This is a genomic window from Lactococcus sp. AK05 (assembly GCF_041026685.1).
Lineage (GTDB): Bacteria > Bacillota > Bacilli > Lactobacillales > Streptococcaceae > Lactococcus > Lactococcus lactis.
In genome coordinates, this window is sequence record NZ_JBFTEI010000001.1 from 258,927 (window position 1) to 276,396 (window position 17,470).

Here is a 17,470-nt window from a genome sequence, read left to right on the forward strand (position 1 = left end):
ACTCCATTTTTTAATGGAGTTTATTTTTATTTTGATTAAGAAAGCGGTTAAAATAGTTCTAAACCTTACTAAACCTTTTTACTTAACCCTTTGCTATCAAAGGGTTTTCGGCTTTTATAAAAGATTAAATCCTAGAGTTGATTGTTTTATATTTTGGCTCTTGATATACTGAAATCGTTCCCAAGAGGGAAGTCAAATAACTATTTTATTCAGGAGGAATAAAGAAATGGTAACAACAAACAAACGTGATTTCATCACAACCGAAGATTACACTAAAGAAGAAATTCTTGATATTGTAACACTGGGCTTAAAAATCAAAGCAGCGATTAAAAATGGCTACTATCCACCACTTCTTAAAAATAAATCATTAGGAATGATTTTCCAACAAACATCAACTCGTACTCGTGTTTCCTTTGAAACAGCTATGACTCAATTAGGAGGACATGCAGAATATTTAGCGCCTGGTCAAATTCAACTCGGTGGTCATGAAACAATAGAAGATACAAGCACAGTTCTTTCTAGATTGCTTGATATCATCATGGCGCGTGTTGATCGTCATGAATCAGTTAATAACCTTGCAAAACATACAACCATTCCAGTTCTTAATGGGATGTCAGACTATAATCACCCAACACAAGAAGTTGGTGATTTGACTACAATGATTGAACATTTACCAGCTGGTAAAAAATTAGAAGATTGTAAAGTTGTCTTTGTCGGTGATGCGACTCAAGTTTGTTTCTCATTAGGTTTAATCGCAACTAAAATGGGAATGCACTTTGTTCATTTTGGCCCTAAAGGCTACCAACTTAATGAAGAACATCAAGCAAAATTAGCTGAAAATTGTGAGGCTTCTGGTGGTACTTATGAAGTAACAGACGATGAAGAATCAATTGTTGGTGCAGATTTCCTTTATACAGATGTTTGGTACGGTTTGTATGATGCAGAACTATCAGAAGAAGAACGTCTAGCAATTTTCTTCCCTAAATATCAAGTCACACCTGAGATGATGGCAAAAGCAGGAGTACATACAAAATTTATGCATTGTCTTCCAGCTTCAAGAGGTGAAGAAGTTGTTGATGCGGTTATTGATGGTCCAAACTCAATTTGTTTTGACGAAGCCGAAAATCGCTTGACTTCAATCCGTGCCCTCCTTGTTTGGTTGATGTCTGATTATGCTGAAAAAAATCCTTATGATTTGAAAGCACAATCCAAAGCTAAGGCTGAGTTAGAGGCTTACTTAGCAAAATAAGAAAGAGTATCATTTATGGAAAATGGAAAGAAAAAATTTAGTCTGTTTAGTGCTATTCTTTCTGTCATTTGTGTTGTTTTTGTTGCCGAAGCAGCAGCACCGGTTGCTGCTATTGGTAACTCGCAGTTCTTTTGGTGGATTGTTCTCATCGTTGCTTTTCTCTTGCCTTATGGTCTAATTACATCTGAACTTGGAACAACTTATACTGGTGAGGGTGGACTGTATGATTGGATTACAAAAGCCTTTGGTCATCGTTGGGGAGCGCGTGCTTCATGGTTTTATTGGGTAAACTTCCCATTATGGATGGCTTCACTTGCTGTACTTTGTCCTGATTTATTGCATACAATGTTTGGCTTTCAATTAAATACAGGTATTTCACTATTAATTGAATTAATTTTCATCTGGGTTATTGTTTTGATTAGTTTATATCCAGTAAGTGATAGCGTTTGGATTTTAAATGGCGGCGCAGTAATTAAGGTATTCTTAGCATTAGCATTAGGAGGCTTAGGAGTTTATTCAGCTTTGACTAAGGGAGTAGCAAATCATTATACTTTAGCATCATTACTTCCAAGTTTTGATTTGCATAGTCTATCATTTATCTCAGTAATCATTTTTAACTTACTGGGGTTTGAAGTCATTTGTACTTTTGCTGACAGTATGGAAAATCCTAAGAAACAAATCCCACAATCAATCATCATTGGTGGGATCGTAATTGCAGCGATTTATATGTTTTCGGCCTTTGGAATCGGTGTTGCTATTCCAACCGATAAATTATCGACAAGTTCGGGATTGGTAGATAGTTTCCAAGTGATGCTGGGTACACCAACAGGTTGGTTCATTAGTTTAATTGCTTTCTTGTTTATGCTGACTTTAGTGGGTAATATGGTTTCTTGGTCACAAGGGGTTAATAATATTGCTAGTTATGCTGCTGATAATGGTGACATGCCTAAATTCTTCTCAAAAAGACGTGCTTCTAATGGAATTTCTTGGGGTGCAGCTTTGATGAATGGGATTGTAGCAACATTTATTGTTGTGATTGCCCCATTATTACCCAATCAAGATTTGTTCTGGTCATTCTTCTCATTAAATTTAGTTCTATTTTTATTGAGTTATATTCCGGTCTTCCCTGCCTTTTATAAATTGCGCAAGATTGACCCTGAGACTCCACGTCCATTTAAAGTGAGTGGGAGTGACGGAATCTTGAAATTATATATGGCCTTACCAATGATTATTATTATCATATCATTAATTTTTACAGCCATACCTTTGCAATATGATAAGGCATCGTTGACAGAACAATTACCGATTACAATTGGCGCAATTATTTTTATTGTGATTGGTGAATTAATTATTAAATTTAAAAAAATAAAAAAATAGGAGAGAAAAAATGGCAAAACGTATTATTGGTACAACACCAAAAGAAGATGGTTTTCGGATGCCTGGTGAATTTGAAGCTCAAGATCAAATTTTTATGATTTGGCCCGAACGTCCAGATAACTGGCGTGATGGAGCAAAACCTGTTCAGATTGCCTTTACTAATGTTGCTAAAGCAATTAGTAGATTTACACCAGTAACAATGTTAGTTTCACAAGCCCAATATCAAAATGCTCGGTATCAATTACCCGCTGACGTGCGTGTGCTTGAAGTTTCTAACAACGACTCGTGGGTTCGTGACTGTGGGCCAAGTTTTGTAATTAATGATAAGGGCGAACTTCGAGCAAATGACTGGACTTTTAACGCTTGGGGTGGACTTGTTGATGGTCTATATTTTCCTTGGGATCAAGATGATCTAGTGGCACAAAAAGTTTGTGAATTAGAACGTGTTGACTCTTATCGGACAGATGATTTTGTTCTTGAAGGAGGTTCATTCCATGTTGACGGTCAAGGAACAGTTTTGACTACTGAAATGTGCCTTTTATCTGAAGGACGCAATCCTCACATGAGCAAAGAGGACATTGAAAATAAGCTTAAAGAACATTTGAATGCTGAAAAAATTCTTTGGCTTGGGGATGGAATTGACCCAGAAGAAACAAATGGTCACGTGGATGATGTTGCTTGCTTCGTAAAACCAGGAGAAGTTGCATGCATTTATACTGAGGATGAAGATTCACCTTTTTATGAAGCAGCACAAGATGCCTATAAACGCTTGAGCCAAATGACAGATGCTAAAGGACGTCAACTCAAAGTTCATAAATTGACTTGTCCAGCTAAAAATGTAACGATAAAAAAACAATTTAGAATTGATACAGTTGAAGGAACAATGCCACGTGAAGACGGAGATATTTGTATTGCTTCATATATGAATTTCTTGATTACAAACAAAGGAGTTATCGTACCACAATACGGTGATGAAAATGATGCTCTAGCATTAAAACAAGTTCAAGAGATGTTTCCAGACCGCGAAATAGTTGGCGTGAACACTGTTGAAGTAGTTTATGGTGGAGGAAATATCCATTGTATTACTCAGCAACAACCTAAAGCCAAATAAGGAGTAGAGAGGATTTAACAGAAAATGGCAAAACGTATTGTAGTTGCTCTAGGGGGGAATGTTATTTTAACTAGCGACCCTACAGCGCAAGCACAATCTATGGCACTTAATAAGACTGCCGAACAATTAATGCCTTTAATAAAAGACAATGATGTTGAAATGGTCGTCACTCATGGAAATGGACCCCAAGTTGGTAATTTACTTTTGCAACAACTTGAAAGTAATTCAGTTAAAAATCCGGCAATGCCACTTGATACAGCTGTTGCTATGACTCAAGGGCAAATCGGTTATTGGATGGCACAAGCTTTTACAGAAGCTCTTGCTAATAATGGAATGTCTGATGTTCCATTTGTTTCTATAGTGACAAGAACAGTAGTTGATGCTAATGATGAGGCTTTTAAAAATCCGACAAAACCTATTGGACCTTTTTATAGCCAAGAAGAGGCTAAAAATATTCAGACTCAATATCCTGATTGGAAATTGATTGAGGATTCTGGACGAGGTTACCGAAGAGTAGTTCCTTCACCTTTACCTCTCAAAATTGTTGAGGCTAACGCAATTAAACCATTGTTAGAATCATCAGCTTTGGTTACAGTATCTGGTGGCGGAGGAATTCCTGTTATTGAAAAAAATAAGGGATATCAAGGAGTTGAAGCGGTAATTGATAAAGATTTTTCGGCAGCAAAATTAGCAGAACTTGTTGATGCTGATGAATTAGTTATTTTTACCTCTGTCGGTGATGTCTTTTTAAATTTTGGTAAACCCAATCAAAAAGCTCTAGGCGTTGTACCAGTTAGCGAAATGCGTCAATATCTAGAAGAAGGTTATTTTGCGGCAGGTTCTATGAAACCAAAAGTGGCAGCAGCTGTCGCTTTTGTCGAAAATACTGGTAAGCAAGCCACGATTACTTCACTTGAAAATGTGGAAAACTTTGTCAAAAGTGGAGCAGGAACACGGATTGTTCCTGATTGATTAAAAATATCATTAGAAGGTTGCTAGGAAGAAGGAATTCTAGCAACCTTTTTTAAAGGAAAATTGGCCTAAATAATAGAGCTTGTTAAAATTTTTTTGTAAAGCGACAGTATGATTTGTAATCATCTTTCTATCTAGGATATAATATAAAAGTACCTCTTAGCGTTGGGGTACAAAAGCAAATTCTACGGAGCTTCTCCGATATTGGAGTTCCAAAAAAGTTCCTGTTAAGTCAGGAACTTTTTTATTTTAAAAGAAAAAGCTACTGTAAAGTTACAATAGCTTTTAATATATATTAGTCATCAAAAAACTAGATATCATACTGTCCTGTATGCAAGTGTCTAATAGTTTCGCCTCCGGGTAAAGGAGGTAATCCAAGAGAATCTTCACGGCTGAAGGCTTCAAGTAATCCAGGAGTTAAGTGAGAATACTCAACTGTTTCCGGACTAATCTTATGAAGAATTGTGTCCCCTTTTCCTTCAGTAATTTTTTTAGCAAAGTTAGGGTCAATCAAAGTTCCACGAGCAACAGCAATTAAATCAGCATAGTTTTCAATCGCATCAGTAGCCGTATCCTCCCCAAAAATACCACCGACAATAAGAAGTTTTGTTTTATCATCTAAAATTTCTCTAAAAAGTTCAGCATAAGATTTTTCGCTATTTTCAGGTTTAGAATTGTATCCTGCCCATAATGAAAGATGGATATAATCAAGTTCATATTTAATTACTTCAGAGATAAGTGAGAGAGCTTCTTTATAATCATAGCCAATATTTTTTCCATGAAGTTCTTCAGGAGAAATACGGTAACCAATGATAAAGTCTTTAGGAGCATATTCATCAACGATTGCTTTTACTTCTTTAACAACAGCTAGCGGAAAGGCCATTCGACTATCCAGTGAACCACCCCATTTATCTGTGCGAAGATTAGAAAGTTTTGAGAAAAATTGTTGAATTAAATAATGATTGGCACCATGAATTTCAACACCGTCAAAACCAGCATCAATTGCACGTTTTGTGGCTTTACCAAAATCAAGAATGATATCATCAATCTCTGTTAGTGTGAGTTCACGAACAGGGTAATCTAAGAAAGAAAAATCGATAGCAGAAGGAGCCACCACATCTAATCCATTAACATGACGTCCTACAGCGGCTCGCCCAGCATGATGAATTTGAAGAATAGCTTTATTTCCATCTTTTTTTAGAGCCTGTGCAGTTTTGCGTAGTCCTTCAAGATGAGCGTCAGAATAAGCTCCTAATTGTTCAGGATATCCTGGCACATATGCTGGTCCACCATTTTCACTCACATAATGGAATTCTGTAATTAACATACCTGCCGCTTGTGAACGAGCAGAGTAATATTGAATAGTATCATCAGAAGCGAAACCACCTTTTAAACCAGAATGAGTTTGCATTGGAGACATTACAATACGATTGTTTAAAGTTGCCCCATGACGTAAGGTAACATGATCAGTTAGTTGATTTGACATATTTTTATCCTGTTATTATTATATTTGGAAAGTAGATTATTAAAACTATAATTCGAGAAATATCGATATGAAGAAATAAAAAGAAAGTTAATTATAACTCTTCTAATATGAAATTTTTAAAATCGGAAATCATCTCCTCATTTCGACGATAATAGGTCCATTTACCAATGCGAGTAGCAATTAATAAATTGTCTTTTTCTAACATAGATAAATAATGAGAAGTAGTAGACTGAGTTAAGTTAAGTAATTTTTGAATCTCACCTACACAAACACCTGTTTCAACTTCATCTACTTTAGTTTCGTTGTAGAAATGTTTTTTTGGTTCTTTGAGTAAAGTAAGAATCTTCAATCGATATTCATTTGATAGGGTTTTAAAAGTTTCCACATTTTCCATAAATCTATTATATCGAAAAAATACGATATGTCAATATAAAAGATTTTGGGAGTAAGTTAAATACCTATCGTTTGTTGGGGTTTTTTCTTAATTTCAAATAAACTAAAGAACCATCTGTAGAAATCTTATCTCCCCCACCATTTCTACTTCGATAAGGATTTGTGAAATGAGTATATAGCTTCCTTTCTTCAACTAGTCCATGCTCGATGAGTTCATTTGCGATAAGATTTCTTTCTTCATCTATATTCTCATCAATACGATGAGTAATTTGTCCTGTAAATAAAGAAAATCTAATACCAATATCTAATGAAGCGGCACAGACCCAATCAGACTTTACTCCCCCAGGGAGGTAATAATCTTGTGGAGTTTCCCATAATCTGATATGATGCCTTTGTTTAGGACTGCCAGCAATTTCTTTTTCAAAGGCGAGGTCTTGTTTTTTAGAAAATAAAAAGAGAGAGCTAACGGGTGCAGTGGGATAGCTTTGATGTAATAAGCTTGATTTTATAATTTTGAGAGAGGACCTTAAAGTAATTTTATCTGATTTTGTCCAACCCATTCTTAAAAAAGCAGCTTCTATATCTTCTTTTGAACCGTCAATTAATAAATTTACCGAATCACCTAATACACCATCAGAAGTTCTGGACCTTCCAATGAAGTATTCCGGTAGATAAATTTTTGTGATGATTTTTGTGATATTGGGGATAATCAGATAGGACAAAATTAGCCAGGTGACAATATATAAAAAAATGTGAATCTTACGAGTTAATAACTCTCTGAAAAATAAATCATAAATGGTATATCCAAAGACAACTGCTACTAAAACACGAAAAGTACGAGCGGTGAAATTTATAATTTTAGTTTTTTGATCCATTGATATCATCTTTCTTATTTAGAGGTTAATGAATATTTTTTGATAAAGTATTATAGATTTTTTTGACACAAAATCTATTTATATATCTATTCTAATTTAAAAATGACTAAAATACTAGAGAGTGTATTGACTAAAGATTTAGAAATAAATAAAATAGATTCGGAAGAAATTGACTATATTATCAGAAAATTATAAAATAAGCTATCTGAAAGGTTAAAGGAGTGAACAAATGGTCAAAAAAGCGAGTGAAGCAGAAATCTTAGAAGAACTTTATGATTTAATTCTTAGTAAAACATTGAATAGCAAAGAACGTGAAGTTTTAGTGAAGAGTAAGAATAATTTAGAAAAGGGAAATTATACTCCGAAGGTAATCAACGATCTCCAACATTCTCTAGCGCCTCTTGCTAGAAAACAGGAATTATCTAGTGAAGTTGTGAGGTTTTATCTTCAGTTGTCGCAACAATTTATTGAAAGAGGTCAACGTGGAAGTTGGCTTTCGCTTTAATGATAATAAATCTTTCCTTTAGAATGAGCAAACAATTCAATACACTTTATAATAAATTTTTTATAAAATAAGAGTAGTTTTTATTTTATATATTATAAGGAGATTTTGAAATGGTAAAAAATATATCGTTGGATTGGTTTTTGGGAATTTTATTGCCTTGCTTATGGATTGGTATTGTTTCTGGACTAATTTCTGGAATGGTAAAAATTGGTTGGGAAGCCATTCTTCCTCCTCGTACAAAAGAGCGAGATGAAACAAACCCTCCTCAAAAACTGATGCAACAAATTGGCTTTCCCCCCAAAATTACTCATGCTTACTTTTTGTATTCTAAAGACCAAAAAGTGTATTGGTTTGCCTTGATTCTTCATTTCAGTTTTTCAATTGTTTTTTCATTTATTTTTGTTGTCTTATCACAAATATGGAGTGGTATAAGCTTAGGCGAGGGGGCTCTTTACGGTATTATTATCTGGTTTTTATGGCATATTCTGTTAATGCCTATTACTAGAACGGTACCACAACCTTGGAAACAACCTTTTTCAGAACACTTTTCAGAATTTTTTGGACACATCGTCTGGGCTTGGTCAATAGCTGCTGTGAGTTTTTATATGATTGCTACTCACTATTCAGATGTTCTTTCACTTTTCTAAAATAAAAAGAGCCATTCTTAAGAGGGCTTTTTTTATTTCAGATTTGATGAGAATTTATTCACTTTAAAGAGATTTTCTTCAATAACAAATTCCCACTTTTGTACGTCTTTTTGATATGTTTGTCTATCAGGCAGCGGATCTTTTAGCATTTCATTATATCTGGACATTGACCTTGAGGTGACAAGGTACATAAGGCTATCATTTTCATCAAAAGATAGAGAATATTTCGCTTTAAGGGAAATTTCCACAGTAATTTTATTCTTGAATTGGTGTAGGTTGTTTATTCCTTCAATCTGAATATCAAAAATGGATTCTTTTTTTCCATACATATCATTGTGAACAATATGTTTGTCCTGTTTTTTTAGTAAATTTTTACTGTAAAATTGACTGTTTTGATATAGTTTTGACTGATTCCATGAGCTAAGAACAGCTAAAACAAGAGCTTCAATCTCATCAGTCTTAATTACGTCTTCTGAGATATTTTTAGCGGTAATATATTTTTTTTTAGTCAATTTTTCAATTAACAATAAGGCAAGTGGTGATAAAACTAGAATAGGGATTAGAAGTAGTTTCAGGGAAAATAGGTTCATATTAATTTGTGGTTTCTACGGGGCTTAAATAAGCTTTAAAGTCGTGATCTGTGGAGCTGTCTCTTGTTGTGATAGTGCACTCATCAAAATGAGTGAGATTTGATGAAACTGTAGCTCTATAGGCAGAAACAGTAATCTCTTGACTTAATGTTGAGTCGGGAATGCTATATGCTAAGGTCACTTCTTCCAAGTCCATAAATAAATCTCTGAAAGTTAATTTTTTTATTTTTTCTTTTGTTTCGTTTAAATTTTCTGAGGCACTCCATCCAAGACCTAAAAGAGTGTCAAAATCGTAATATGAAAGTTTTATTGCAGCATCAGAGATATTTTTGTCTTTAAAGTTGACCGACATCGTTTTATCTCGAGCACCTCCAGTAAAGGAAATATCAAAGAAGAGAAATTTAGGTGTGGAGATGGATAGAGTGGCATCAGGATCTGGAGAATCATGATTTAAATTAACTTGGGCGTTTCCTTTGGCATTTGACCAGTTTCCTGCAATAGCCTCTTCATAATCTTCCAAAAAAGATTGGTTCTGAGCTTTCCATGCTTCATTAACTGAATTCATATTATTTTTAATTGGAGTTATTGCTTTTTTATACTGAACAGAATTTTTCCGATAGTAGATCATCTTTTGCTTCTTATTGCTTAGTGTCAAAATGTTTCCCGAAATATCAAAAGATGTTTGATATTTGTAGGAGTTGAGATAACTTAATTCATGTTTCTTTTCATTAAATTGATAATTTTTTTCTTTAGTGAAATTAACGATAGAAGTACTCTTATTGGGAAAATCTAATAATTTGAGATTACTTGTTACTTGTATGGGTTCTTGTAATAGTTCCCACTGACCCTTTATTAGTGTACTTTCTGACTTTGTTAGTTTGCTACATGCTGAAAGAGAGAAAAAAGTTGTTATTAGTATAGCTACTACGATAATTTTATTTTTCAATTTTTACTCCGTTTTAGAAACATTTCCAGAAATTTGAACCCCTTCATCACCACATTGTGTGATGAGTAAGGCAGTATCAAATGATAACTTTCCGTTCTTATATGAAAGTTCGGAAGGGGAAAAGCTTTGAGAAATCGTGCCAGTATCAGTTGTTACATCATAGGAAAAAGCAATATATTTGATACGGTTAAACATTTGTTCGGCGGTGAGGTCTTTAATGATATTTAAAAGTTTCTTAGGAGCTACTGGAATATGATCTGAAGGTTCTAATCCCAAAATTCCATTAGGTTGATAAGAAGCATAAGCGTTGTGAATTACTTTTTGGTCAAAATTTGTCAAAGAATCAGAAGAGGCGTGAAATGAAAGATTAGTTCCACCATCAAAAGTTAATGTTTGCATTCCGGGCGCCCAAGCCACACCTTGCCCAGTAGTCGCTACTGCCTTAAAGTGGCCTGACCATGTTCCAATCATTGCTTCCTTGAGTGATTTTTCAATGATGTCTGTTTTTGCTTTCCAAACTTCATTCAAATGAGTCACTGATTTTTTCTCTTTGGCTTCTTTGTCGTTAATTTCTTTGGTCTTTTCTTTTTCAAGCTTACTTCCTACTCGATAATAAACATTTCCACCAATATCTGAACTCGTCGTATCAAATTTTAAAATATCCTGACCGTGTTCTAACTTATAATCATAACTGTATGAACCAATAATAATTTGTCGACCTAGCTTATAGTCGTATTCATTAGTAGCAAGTGTGACTCTTTTCTTATCAAACTTGATTTTTTCACTGGTAGATGCGGTTAAATCTAACAGTTTATGTGCATCTGCAGCACTCGTTGTTTTCGGAAGATTGATTTTACTTTCAGAATACGAAATCCACTCCCCTTGAATAGCTTGGTGAGGATTACTATTAGTGTTAACGCTATCTTTACTTGAAGTTTTACAACTACTTAAAATTCCAATAGAAAAAATAGCAAAGATGATAATAAAAAATTTTTTCATAAATTTATATACTCCAATTTTGGTGACATTACGGCTTAATTATAGCATATAAGTGAATAAATATAAGTAATATCAGAAAAATAATGATGTGTTTTGAAGATTATTTATAAAATTATTATGCAAGCGTATTTTGTAAAACAGTTATTGAATATGTTGATATAAATTCTAAGGGGATTATGATACAATAGTTTAAGAAATTAGAAAAGAGCTTAACATGAAAATTAATACAATTCCACTAAAAATTGTCGTGTCAGTCATTATGATTATAACAGTGATGTTGTCTATTATATTTGGGATAGGAATATGGGATATTTTCCATAAACCTGATATATTGTTTATAAAAGTTTTATTTTATTTTTCATTTCTTATATCTCTGTTGTTAAATTTAGTATCTTGCTCTCAAGTATACAAGATATTAAAATATATGGATAAAGATGTTATATTCACCAAACAAATTCAGGGAATAATTAATAGAATAAAGAAGATAACATATGCTGTGTTTGTTGTTTTATGGGGGATTTTTCCGATGATGTATCATGCGGCAATGATTACAAAGGTTTATGCTACGATTCCAATTGCATTAGTTTTTATTTTTTCGCCTTTAATTTTAAGTACATTTACTGCTGTAATTGAACAACTCCTTAGAAAAATTATTGAAATAAAATCTGAAAATGATTTAACAGTATAAGAGGAGGGAGAAATTAATGGCGATTAAAGTACATATAGATAGAATTTTGGTCGAACGGCAAATGTCCGTGACAGAGTTGTCAGAAAAAGTTGGTATTACGATGGCCAATATTTCGGTATTAAAAAATGGAAAAGCCAAGGCTATACGTTTCTCCACTTTAGAAAGTTTGTGTAAAGTATTAAACTGTCAACCAGGAGATTTACTTGAATATATAGAGGACTAATTATTTAAATAAAAAATAAAAACACCTAGAGGTGTTTTTTATTTTCTTTAATATCAATAAAAACAATAAAAATATATTGAAAAACAATAAAAAACAATTGACAATCAGTAATTTTTTACTAAAATAAAGTGTGTTTTGATGTCAAAAAAATGGTAATAAATATCGTCTTTAATATCCACGAATCACAACAATACGAGATGTTAATGCAAAAGTATAAAGTTGAACATATAGCGTGTGCTCGTCACTACAATATGGTTATGCTGCTTTATAAATCAGTAATAGTCAAATGGGAAAAGGCGCAAAATCAAAATTCTAAATTATCGGATATAAAGTTGGTGAAAATTCTAGATGATGCTAAAGAATTTAATGAAAAGGAAAGTAAGATATGATAATGAGAAAAGTTGGAATAATCTGTCTCATATTTCTTACCCTAATCGTTTCATTGATTGCTTTTAAAGTTTATTTAAATTAGGAGCTTGACTGAAGGATAGCTCTTGAATTTAAAAAAGAATAACTTAGTATAGAAAGAAGTGCTGAAATAAGGTAAGGAGAACTTTTACAGAACAAGCTGGATATTCATAGTAAAAACTTAGATAACTTTAGCATTAAATGATGACCCTTGTTGTAATTTTTAAGCAACAGGGGTTAAGGTATTGTAAGGGGGAAGAATTATTTCCCTCTTACAAAAATATGGACTTAAAAGTCTGAATAAAAAGGAAGATAGACTTCATGAAAAAGTCTAAAATTGTAACACTCGGCGCAATTGCATTAATTGCGGCAACAACATCAGCACCAGTAGGAGCTGCAACAGTAAATCAAGCAAAACAAGGCGATAACGTTAATGGTGTTGCAGTTATTGAAAGTAATGGACATAAAGCCATTTTAGACAATGAAGAAGAAATTGTAAAAGATGGAGTTAATTGGTACGAAGATGGGAAAGAGGTTAACTATGCAACTGCAGATACTACACAAGCCCATATTGATAGCTCCCAAGCTGATAAAGAAGCAGCAATACAAGCGCAAGCCAAATCTGAAGTAGAACACGCGGCACAAGTTGCAGCAGCTGATGAACAAAAACAAGCAATTATGGATGAGCAAGCTACAGAACATACAGCAGCTCAAAAAGCAGCCGAACAAGCAACACAAGTTCAAAAGGCTGTGCAAGCAGCAGAGGCTCAAAAGCAGAATATTGTGGCCGAACAAGCAGCTGAAAAGGTAGCAGCCAAAAAAGCGGGGGAACAAGCTGCACAAAATATAGCTAAGGACGAGGCTGCCAAAGTTGACAATGGCTATCTTTCTACTGTTGTAATTGATGGAGTGAGTCATTACAAAACAGTTGAGACTTATACGGAAGCCTTGGATTTTATCAAAGATTTAACAGTTCAAAATCCTAACAGCTCAATTACTTCAAACATTTCACGCAGTTATGGAGAACCCAAAATTACTAATGGTTATGTTTCTACTGTTGTAATTGATGGAGTGAGTCAATCAAAGACAGTACAAACTTATACAGAGGCATTGAACTATATTAAAGAGCTTACAGCACAGAACCCAAACAGTTCAATTACTTCAAACATTTCACGTACTGATGATACATCGCAAAAACAAGTAGAGTCAGCACCTCAAAATATGCCTAAAGATGACATTTTACCAACAAATCCTGTAGAAGGAACTGACCAACAACGTGATACTGATGTATCATCACAAGATAAAGCGAGTCATTTAGATGCTCCGACAGATTTGAATCGAGTAAATGCCAGTGATTATAAAACAGCAGTTCTAAAGCGTCAAGCATCTGAAAAAGAAGCACAAGAACGTAATATTAGTGGAACGGATTACCGTAAGAGCGTCACTAAGTTGCAAGAGTTAAACAAAAAAGATAGTGCAAAAACTACAGAAACTACAGAAACAACTAATAAAGCGGCTGGAAAAGAAGCTGTTAAAGTCAATCCTATCGTTTCAAGTGGAACGGTATCAATCCATAGTGCACAACCTGAAAGTGCTACAGCTGTAAAAGCAACAGTTACGGGAACAAAAGCTACCACAACGTCTGTAACTAAATCAGCTAATCAAAATGAAGTTAAAACTCTTGCTGCAAGTTTACCAACAACAGGTGATGATGCGGGTCTCTCACTTTTTCTTACATTTATAGGAATGATACTTTTTGGTGCTGTAGGAGTTATCCTTGCGTTATTTCAAAAACATGGACGTCATAGTAAATAATTCTGGTTTATTGAAGGTTTTCTTCAATTTGCGTTGAAAATATTATGTTGAAGATTCTCAAACCTTAAACTTATATTTATACTTGGGAGTAGGTATAATTAATATAGTGAGAATCGTAGTTTATTTATTATGAGAGAGGAAAAAGAGATGGGACAGAAAATAAGGTCAGCGGATATTCTAAGAACGATAATTGGACTTTTATTATTGTTTGTCGGCTTCTATATCATGTCAAGTATTGATTTACATATTGGATATGTTCAAGAATTTACACTTCTGATTTTTAGTATTGTAGGAGTAGCCGTGATTTTTGGAAATCAGGCATTGATATGGTTTTCAAAACCACAGGGAAAATATATAAAAATTGCCATTGCATGTTTAATTATTAATACGATATGGTCAATGCTTGGAGGAACTATTGTTGCACTGATTTTTGGTAATTCAGGGAACCACGCCAATGCAGCATTTGGAGATTTTATCTTGATATTTTTCGTCCCGTTTATGATTATGGGCGAAGAATTATTTTCAATCGGAATATTGGAAACACTTCGTACAAAGTGGGGATTATCAACTATAATTTCGACTTTAGTCACTTCGGTAATCTTTGGATTAATTCATTTTAATACCTATAATGGTGGAAATGTTTTGCGAACAATTATTCAAATCTTATTAGTTCAGGGAGTGGCGAGATTGATATTCAATTACGCTTACTTGAAAACATCAAGTATTTGGACTTCATATGTTGTTCATTTAGCCTTTGATTTAGTGTTTCTATTTGTTGTACCTCTTGTGTTAAAGAAATAAGTATACTCTAGATAGAACTATGGAATGGAGTTCTATTTAGTTACCGACTAAAAATTTACTTAAATCTAAAAAGATATAAAAAACAGGCTAATATAGTCTGCTTTTTTTATATCTTTTTAAGAAAACAATCTTTATCCTTTATCCGCACCAGCTGTAATTCCGTTGACGTAGAATTTTTGCATAACTATGAATAAGATTGTAATAGGCACTGCAATCAGTACACTACCTGCGATAAACTGATAGAGGTTTGTAGCACTTGAACCTTTTGAATTTGTCATCATATTTTGCAATCCGTAGGCCACTGTACGAATTTTGGGATCTCCACCACCTAAGATGTAACTTGAGAACATGAAATCAAGCCATGGTCCTATGAATGCCATTAAAGATGTGTATACAATCATTGGACGAGAAAGAGGAAGTGTAATATGAATAAAAGTTTGCCAGCGAGTTGCACCGTCAATTGTTGCGGCTTCGTCAATAGAGCGAGGGATGGTATCTAAGAAACCCTTGAACACGTAGAAACCTAATCCAGAACCACCTACATAGACTAATGCCATTCCCCAAATATTAAGCATATTAATAGATTTAAGAATTGAATACATTGCAATCATCCCCATGATTCCTGGAAACATACCAATAATCAATGCGAATTGTAAAAATGGTTTTCTGAATTTAAAACGTAAACGTGAAAGTGCGTACGACATAATTGTTGTGATAAAAGTATTCGCCACCGCACATATGACTGCTAAAATAAAAGTATTTAAAAGCCAATGTGCATAAGGATATTGAGAATTATTGAAAATACCTATATAATTTTCCAACGTCCAGTTTTGTGGAAATAAGGATTGAACGAAACCTGTATTATTATTCTTAGCAAAACTCGTTAAAATCATCCATATGACAGGGAATATCCAAAGGAGAGCTAAGATAACTAATAAAAGGTAACGGAATGTTAGAGAAAGTTTTCTCTGAGTTTTATAAGATTTCACTAATTAGCCCTCCTTAAATGCATTAGTTCTACGATATAAAGCGAGTGATGCAGTTGCTGTGATAACAAATATTATGATACCAATAGCAGAAGCAAGAGCATAATTTCTTGTAGATTGTGTAGTAAGTTTATAGAGCCAAGTAATTAATAAATCGGTTGTCCCTGCTTGAGCATTTGCCAAGTTATTGTCTGTATTTGGCCCACCTCCAGTAAGAAGATAAATAACGTTGAAATTATTGAAATTACCAATAAATTGTTGGATCAATGTTGGGGTCAAAACAAATAATATTTGTGGGAATGTAATTGATTTAAACACTTGGAAAGTGTTAGCTCCATCAATTTTTGCTGCTTCAATTTGATCTTGCGATAAATTTTGAATGATAGCAGTTGAAACTAACATTGTTACTGGAATACCAATCCACATGTTTACACCAATAACTGAAATTTTAGCCAAGATTGGGTCAGATAAAAATTGAATTGGCCCTTTAATCCAGTGGGCATTTTGTAAAACGCTATTAATAGGCCCATGGTCGTCTAAGAACATTCCCATTAAAAGCAAAGAAACAAATTGAGGAACGGCAAACACTACAACAAATATAGTTCTCCAAAAACCTTTAAATTTAACTCCGTTGGATTCTATTAGCAAGGCTAATAGAACACCACCAAGGAATGTTGTTAAAGTTGCAGCTACAGCCCAAATAATGGTCCAAATTAATAGTGGGAAAAAGGCTTTTCCGTAGTCCCCTTGGAAAACTTGAGCAAATGCAGACAATCCAGTCCATGAAAAACCAATTAAATGTTGAGTATCATAGTTTGTAAAGGCTAGGGTAATCATAAAGATTAACGGAGCAACAGTGAAAGCTAAAATTCCAAGAAGTGGAAGAACCATTAATGTAATGTAAAGTTTATCATCTAATAGTGAAGATAAATCTTCCAGCGTTGTTGGAATATGCTTATTGTCACGATTAAGTGCATAGAGGTGACGAAGAGATCTAAGATGAACGATATATAAAAATATAAGTAAACCAATTGCTACTATTGCAAAAACACCAAATAGAAGGTAGAGCATAGAATTATCAGGTAAAAGAGTATTATATACTCCCTCAGAAGCATCCCAGACAACTTTTTTAGTTTTTACCGTACCAAGAGTTCCAAGCATACTGATAGCTTTAAAGCCTGAAAAGAGTAACCACCAAATAATAATGACTTCACTGGCAAGAAGGAGAAACCCTTTTAGCCATTGTTTATTTTTTAATTGAAAGAGTCCCATCACAAAAAAACTCAGTTTTGCAAAAATATCCCCTTTAGACCAGACTTCTTTATAAGTGGCTTCAGGTGGTAAAGAAGTTTTTTTTCTGAACATATAACTTTGTCCTTTTCTAATAAATAAAGAGATT

The 17,470-nt window shown here is 33.9% G+C and carries 19 protein-coding genes; 11 read left to right on the forward strand and 8 right to left on the reverse strand.

The genetic code is table 11. The annotated features are described in order from the left end of the window. Nucleotides 1–226 precede the first annotated feature (226 nt). From ptcA to arcC, 4 genes are read left to right on the forward strand one after another with little or no spacing between them, the layout of a single operon-like run. Nucleotides 227–1,249: a putrescine carbamoyltransferase gene (ptcA, locus tag AB6B24_RS01290; RefSeq protein WP_369164038.1), complete on the forward strand. Its 1,023-nt coding sequence runs from the start codon at nt 227–229 to the stop codon at nt 1,247–1,249. Between the two features lie 15 nt (nt 1,250–1,264). Further along, nucleotides 1,265–2,626 carry an APC family permease gene (locus tag AB6B24_RS01295; RefSeq protein WP_311803119.1) on the forward strand — a complete coding sequence of 454 codons (1,362 nt, stop codon included), beginning with the start codon at nt 1,265–1,267 and terminating at the stop codon, nt 2,624–2,626. 10 nt (nt 2,627–2,636) lie between these two features. Continuing rightward, nucleotides 2,637–3,737 (forward strand): agmatine deiminase, encoded by a 1,101-nt coding sequence (gene aguA, locus AB6B24_RS01300; protein WP_259745613.1) that lies wholly within the window; start codon nt 2,637–2,639, stop codon nt 3,735–3,737. A gap of 24 nt (nt 3,738–3,761) precedes the next feature. Next, the gene (gene arcC / locus AB6B24_RS01305; RefSeq protein WP_369164039.1) at nt 3,762–4,709 is read left to right on the forward strand and encodes a carbamate kinase; all 948 of its coding nucleotides are present in this window, start codon (nt 3,762–3,764) and stop codon (nt 4,707–4,709) included. Nucleotides 4,710–5,019: 310 nt separating this feature from the next. Here the strand turns inward: arcC and AB6B24_RS01310 are convergent, their stop codons facing one another. From AB6B24_RS01310 to AB6B24_RS01320, 3 genes are all read right to left on the reverse strand, one after another. Next, on the reverse strand, nt 5,020–6,195 hold the full coding sequence (locus AB6B24_RS01310; protein WP_311803117.1) for an NADH-dependent flavin oxidoreductase: 1,176 nt from the start codon (nt 6,193–6,195) through the stop codon (nt 5,020–5,022). 91 nt (nt 6,196–6,286) lie between these two features. Next, nucleotides 6,287–6,589, reverse strand: coding sequence for a helix-turn-helix transcriptional regulator (locus AB6B24_RS01315; RefSeq protein WP_003130388.1), 303 nt, complete (start codon nt 6,587–6,589; stop codon nt 6,287–6,289). 64 nt (nt 6,590–6,653) lie between these two features. Continuing rightward, on the reverse strand, nt 6,654–7,472 hold the full coding sequence (locus AB6B24_RS01320; protein WP_311803116.1) for an LssY C-terminal domain-containing protein: 819 nt from the start codon (nt 7,470–7,472) through the stop codon (nt 6,654–6,656). Between the two features lie 220 nt (nt 7,473–7,692). Between AB6B24_RS01320 and AB6B24_RS01325 the strand changes: the two genes are divergently transcribed. Together AB6B24_RS01325 and AB6B24_RS01330 are read left to right on the forward strand one after the other, a co-directional pair. Further along, nucleotides 7,693–7,968 (forward strand): bacteriocin immunity protein, encoded by a 276-nt coding sequence (locus AB6B24_RS01325; protein WP_003130384.1) that lies wholly within the window; start codon nt 7,693–7,695, stop codon nt 7,966–7,968. A gap of 110 nt (nt 7,969–8,078) precedes the next feature. Further along, nucleotides 8,079–8,615, forward strand: coding sequence for a YagU family protein (locus tag AB6B24_RS01330; RefSeq protein ID WP_015426875.1), 537 nt, complete (start codon nt 8,079–8,081; stop codon nt 8,613–8,615). Between the two features lie 32 nt (nt 8,616–8,647). Here the strand turns inward: AB6B24_RS01330 and AB6B24_RS01335 are convergent, their stop codons facing one another. The 3 genes from AB6B24_RS01335 to AB6B24_RS01345 form a co-directional block, all read right to left on the reverse strand. After that, nucleotides 8,648–9,127 (reverse strand): hypothetical protein, encoded by a 480-nt coding sequence (locus AB6B24_RS01335; RefSeq protein ID WP_311803115.1) that lies wholly within the window; start codon nt 9,125–9,127, stop codon nt 8,648–8,650. A gap of 79 nt (nt 9,128–9,206) precedes the next feature. Continuing rightward, nucleotides 9,207–10,151 (reverse strand): hypothetical protein, encoded by a 945-nt coding sequence (locus tag AB6B24_RS01340; RefSeq protein WP_311803114.1) that lies wholly within the window; start codon nt 10,149–10,151, stop codon nt 9,207–9,209. A gap of 3 nt (nt 10,152–10,154) precedes the next feature. After that, a complete protein-coding gene (locus AB6B24_RS01345; RefSeq protein ID WP_311803113.1) occupies nt 10,155–11,150 on the reverse strand; it encodes a hypothetical protein in 996 nt (331 codons plus the stop codon). Between the two features lie 214 nt (nt 11,151–11,364). Here AB6B24_RS01345 and AB6B24_RS01350 point away from each other — a divergent pair, with 214 nt between their 5' ends. The 5 genes from AB6B24_RS01350 (at nt 11,365) to AB6B24_RS01370 (ending at nt 15,085) form a co-directional block, all read left to right on the forward strand. Beyond that, a complete protein-coding gene (locus AB6B24_RS01350) occupies nt 11,365–11,838 on the forward strand; it encodes a DUF2975 domain-containing protein (protein ID WP_195936245.1) in 474 nt (157 codons plus the stop codon). Between the two features lie 16 nt (nt 11,839–11,854). Then, a complete protein-coding gene (locus AB6B24_RS01355) occupies nt 11,855–12,061 on the forward strand; it encodes a helix-turn-helix transcriptional regulator (RefSeq protein WP_023189708.1) in 207 nt (68 codons plus the stop codon). 203 nt (nt 12,062–12,264) lie between these two features. After that, nucleotides 12,265–12,450, forward strand: coding sequence for a hypothetical protein (locus tag AB6B24_RS01360; protein WP_311803112.1), 186 nt, complete (start codon nt 12,265–12,267; stop codon nt 12,448–12,450). A 340-nt stretch (nt 12,451–12,790) separates the two neighbouring features. Further along, nucleotides 12,791–14,284, forward strand: coding sequence for a hypothetical protein (locus tag AB6B24_RS01365; protein ID WP_311805654.1), 1,494 nt, complete (start codon nt 12,791–12,793; stop codon nt 14,282–14,284). A 147-nt stretch (nt 14,285–14,431) separates the two neighbouring features. After that, nucleotides 14,432–15,085 (forward strand): CPBP family intramembrane glutamic endopeptidase, encoded by a 654-nt coding sequence (locus AB6B24_RS01370; RefSeq protein ID WP_311803110.1) that lies wholly within the window; start codon nt 14,432–14,434, stop codon nt 15,083–15,085. 131 nt (nt 15,086–15,216) lie between these two features. On the opposite strand, the gene AB6B24_RS01375 is transcribed toward AB6B24_RS01370, so the two are convergent. Further along, nucleotides 15,217–16,074, reverse strand: a complete 858-nt coding sequence (locus AB6B24_RS01375) for a sugar ABC transporter permease (protein WP_003130377.1) — start codon at nt 16,072–16,074, stop codon at nt 15,217–15,219. Between the two features lie 3 nt (nt 16,075–16,077). Next, nucleotides 16,078–17,436 (reverse strand): sugar ABC transporter permease, encoded by a 1,359-nt coding sequence (locus tag AB6B24_RS01380; protein WP_311803109.1) that lies wholly within the window; start codon nt 17,434–17,436, stop codon nt 16,078–16,080. Nucleotides 17,437–17,470 lie beyond the last annotated feature (34 nt).

What these genes read in the sequence shown, in the direction of transcription:
- AB6B24_RS01310 (WP_311803117.1), bottom strand. Translation starts at nt 6,195, where the DNA reads ATGTCAAATCAACTAACTGATCATGTTACCTTACGTCATGGGGCAACT.
- AB6B24_RS01320 (WP_311803116.1), bottom strand. Translation starts at nt 7,472, where the DNA reads ATGATATCAATGGATCAAAAAACTAAAATTATAAATTTCACCGCTCGT.
- AB6B24_RS01365 (WP_311805654.1), top strand. Translation starts at nt 12,791, where the DNA reads ATGAAAAAGTCTAAAATTGTAACACTCGGCGCAATTGCATTAATTGCG.
- AB6B24_RS01295 (WP_311803119.1), top strand. Translation starts at nt 1,265, where the DNA reads ATGGAAAATGGAAAGAAAAAATTTAGTCTGTTTAGTGCTATTCTTTCT.
- AB6B24_RS01345 (WP_311803113.1), bottom strand. Translation starts at nt 11,150, where the DNA reads ATGAAAAAATTTTTTATTATCATCTTTGCTATTTTTTCTATTGGAATT.
- ptcA (WP_369164038.1), top strand. Translation starts at nt 227, where the DNA reads ATGGTAACAACAAACAAACGTGATTTCATCACAACCGAAGATTACACT.
- AB6B24_RS01360 (WP_311803112.1), top strand. Translation starts at nt 12,265, where the DNA reads ATGCAAAAGTATAAAGTTGAACATATAGCGTGTGCTCGTCACTACAAT.
- arcC (WP_369164039.1), top strand. Translation starts at nt 3,762, where the DNA reads ATGGCAAAACGTATTGTAGTTGCTCTAGGGGGGAATGTTATTTTAACT.
- AB6B24_RS01370 (WP_311803110.1), top strand. Translation starts at nt 14,432, where the DNA reads ATGGGACAGAAAATAAGGTCAGCGGATATTCTAAGAACGATAATTGGA.
- aguA (WP_259745613.1), top strand. Translation starts at nt 2,637, where the DNA reads ATGGCAAAACGTATTATTGGTACAACACCAAAAGAAGATGGTTTTCGG.
- AB6B24_RS01355 (WP_023189708.1), top strand. Translation starts at nt 11,855, where the DNA reads ATGGCGATTAAAGTACATATAGATAGAATTTTGGTCGAACGGCAAATG.
- AB6B24_RS01380 (WP_311803109.1), bottom strand. Translation starts at nt 17,436, where the DNA reads ATGTTCAGAAAAAAAACTTCTTTACCACCTGAAGCCACTTATAAAGAA.
- AB6B24_RS01330 (WP_015426875.1), top strand. Translation starts at nt 8,079, where the DNA reads ATGGTAAAAAATATATCGTTGGATTGGTTTTTGGGAATTTTATTGCCT.
- AB6B24_RS01325 (WP_003130384.1), top strand. Translation starts at nt 7,693, where the DNA reads ATGGTCAAAAAAGCGAGTGAAGCAGAAATCTTAGAAGAACTTTATGAT.
- AB6B24_RS01350 (WP_195936245.1), top strand. Translation starts at nt 11,365, where the DNA reads ATGAAAATTAATACAATTCCACTAAAAATTGTCGTGTCAGTCATTATG.
- AB6B24_RS01315 (WP_003130388.1), bottom strand. Translation starts at nt 6,589, where the DNA reads ATGGAAAATGTGGAAACTTTTAAAACCCTATCAAATGAATATCGATTG.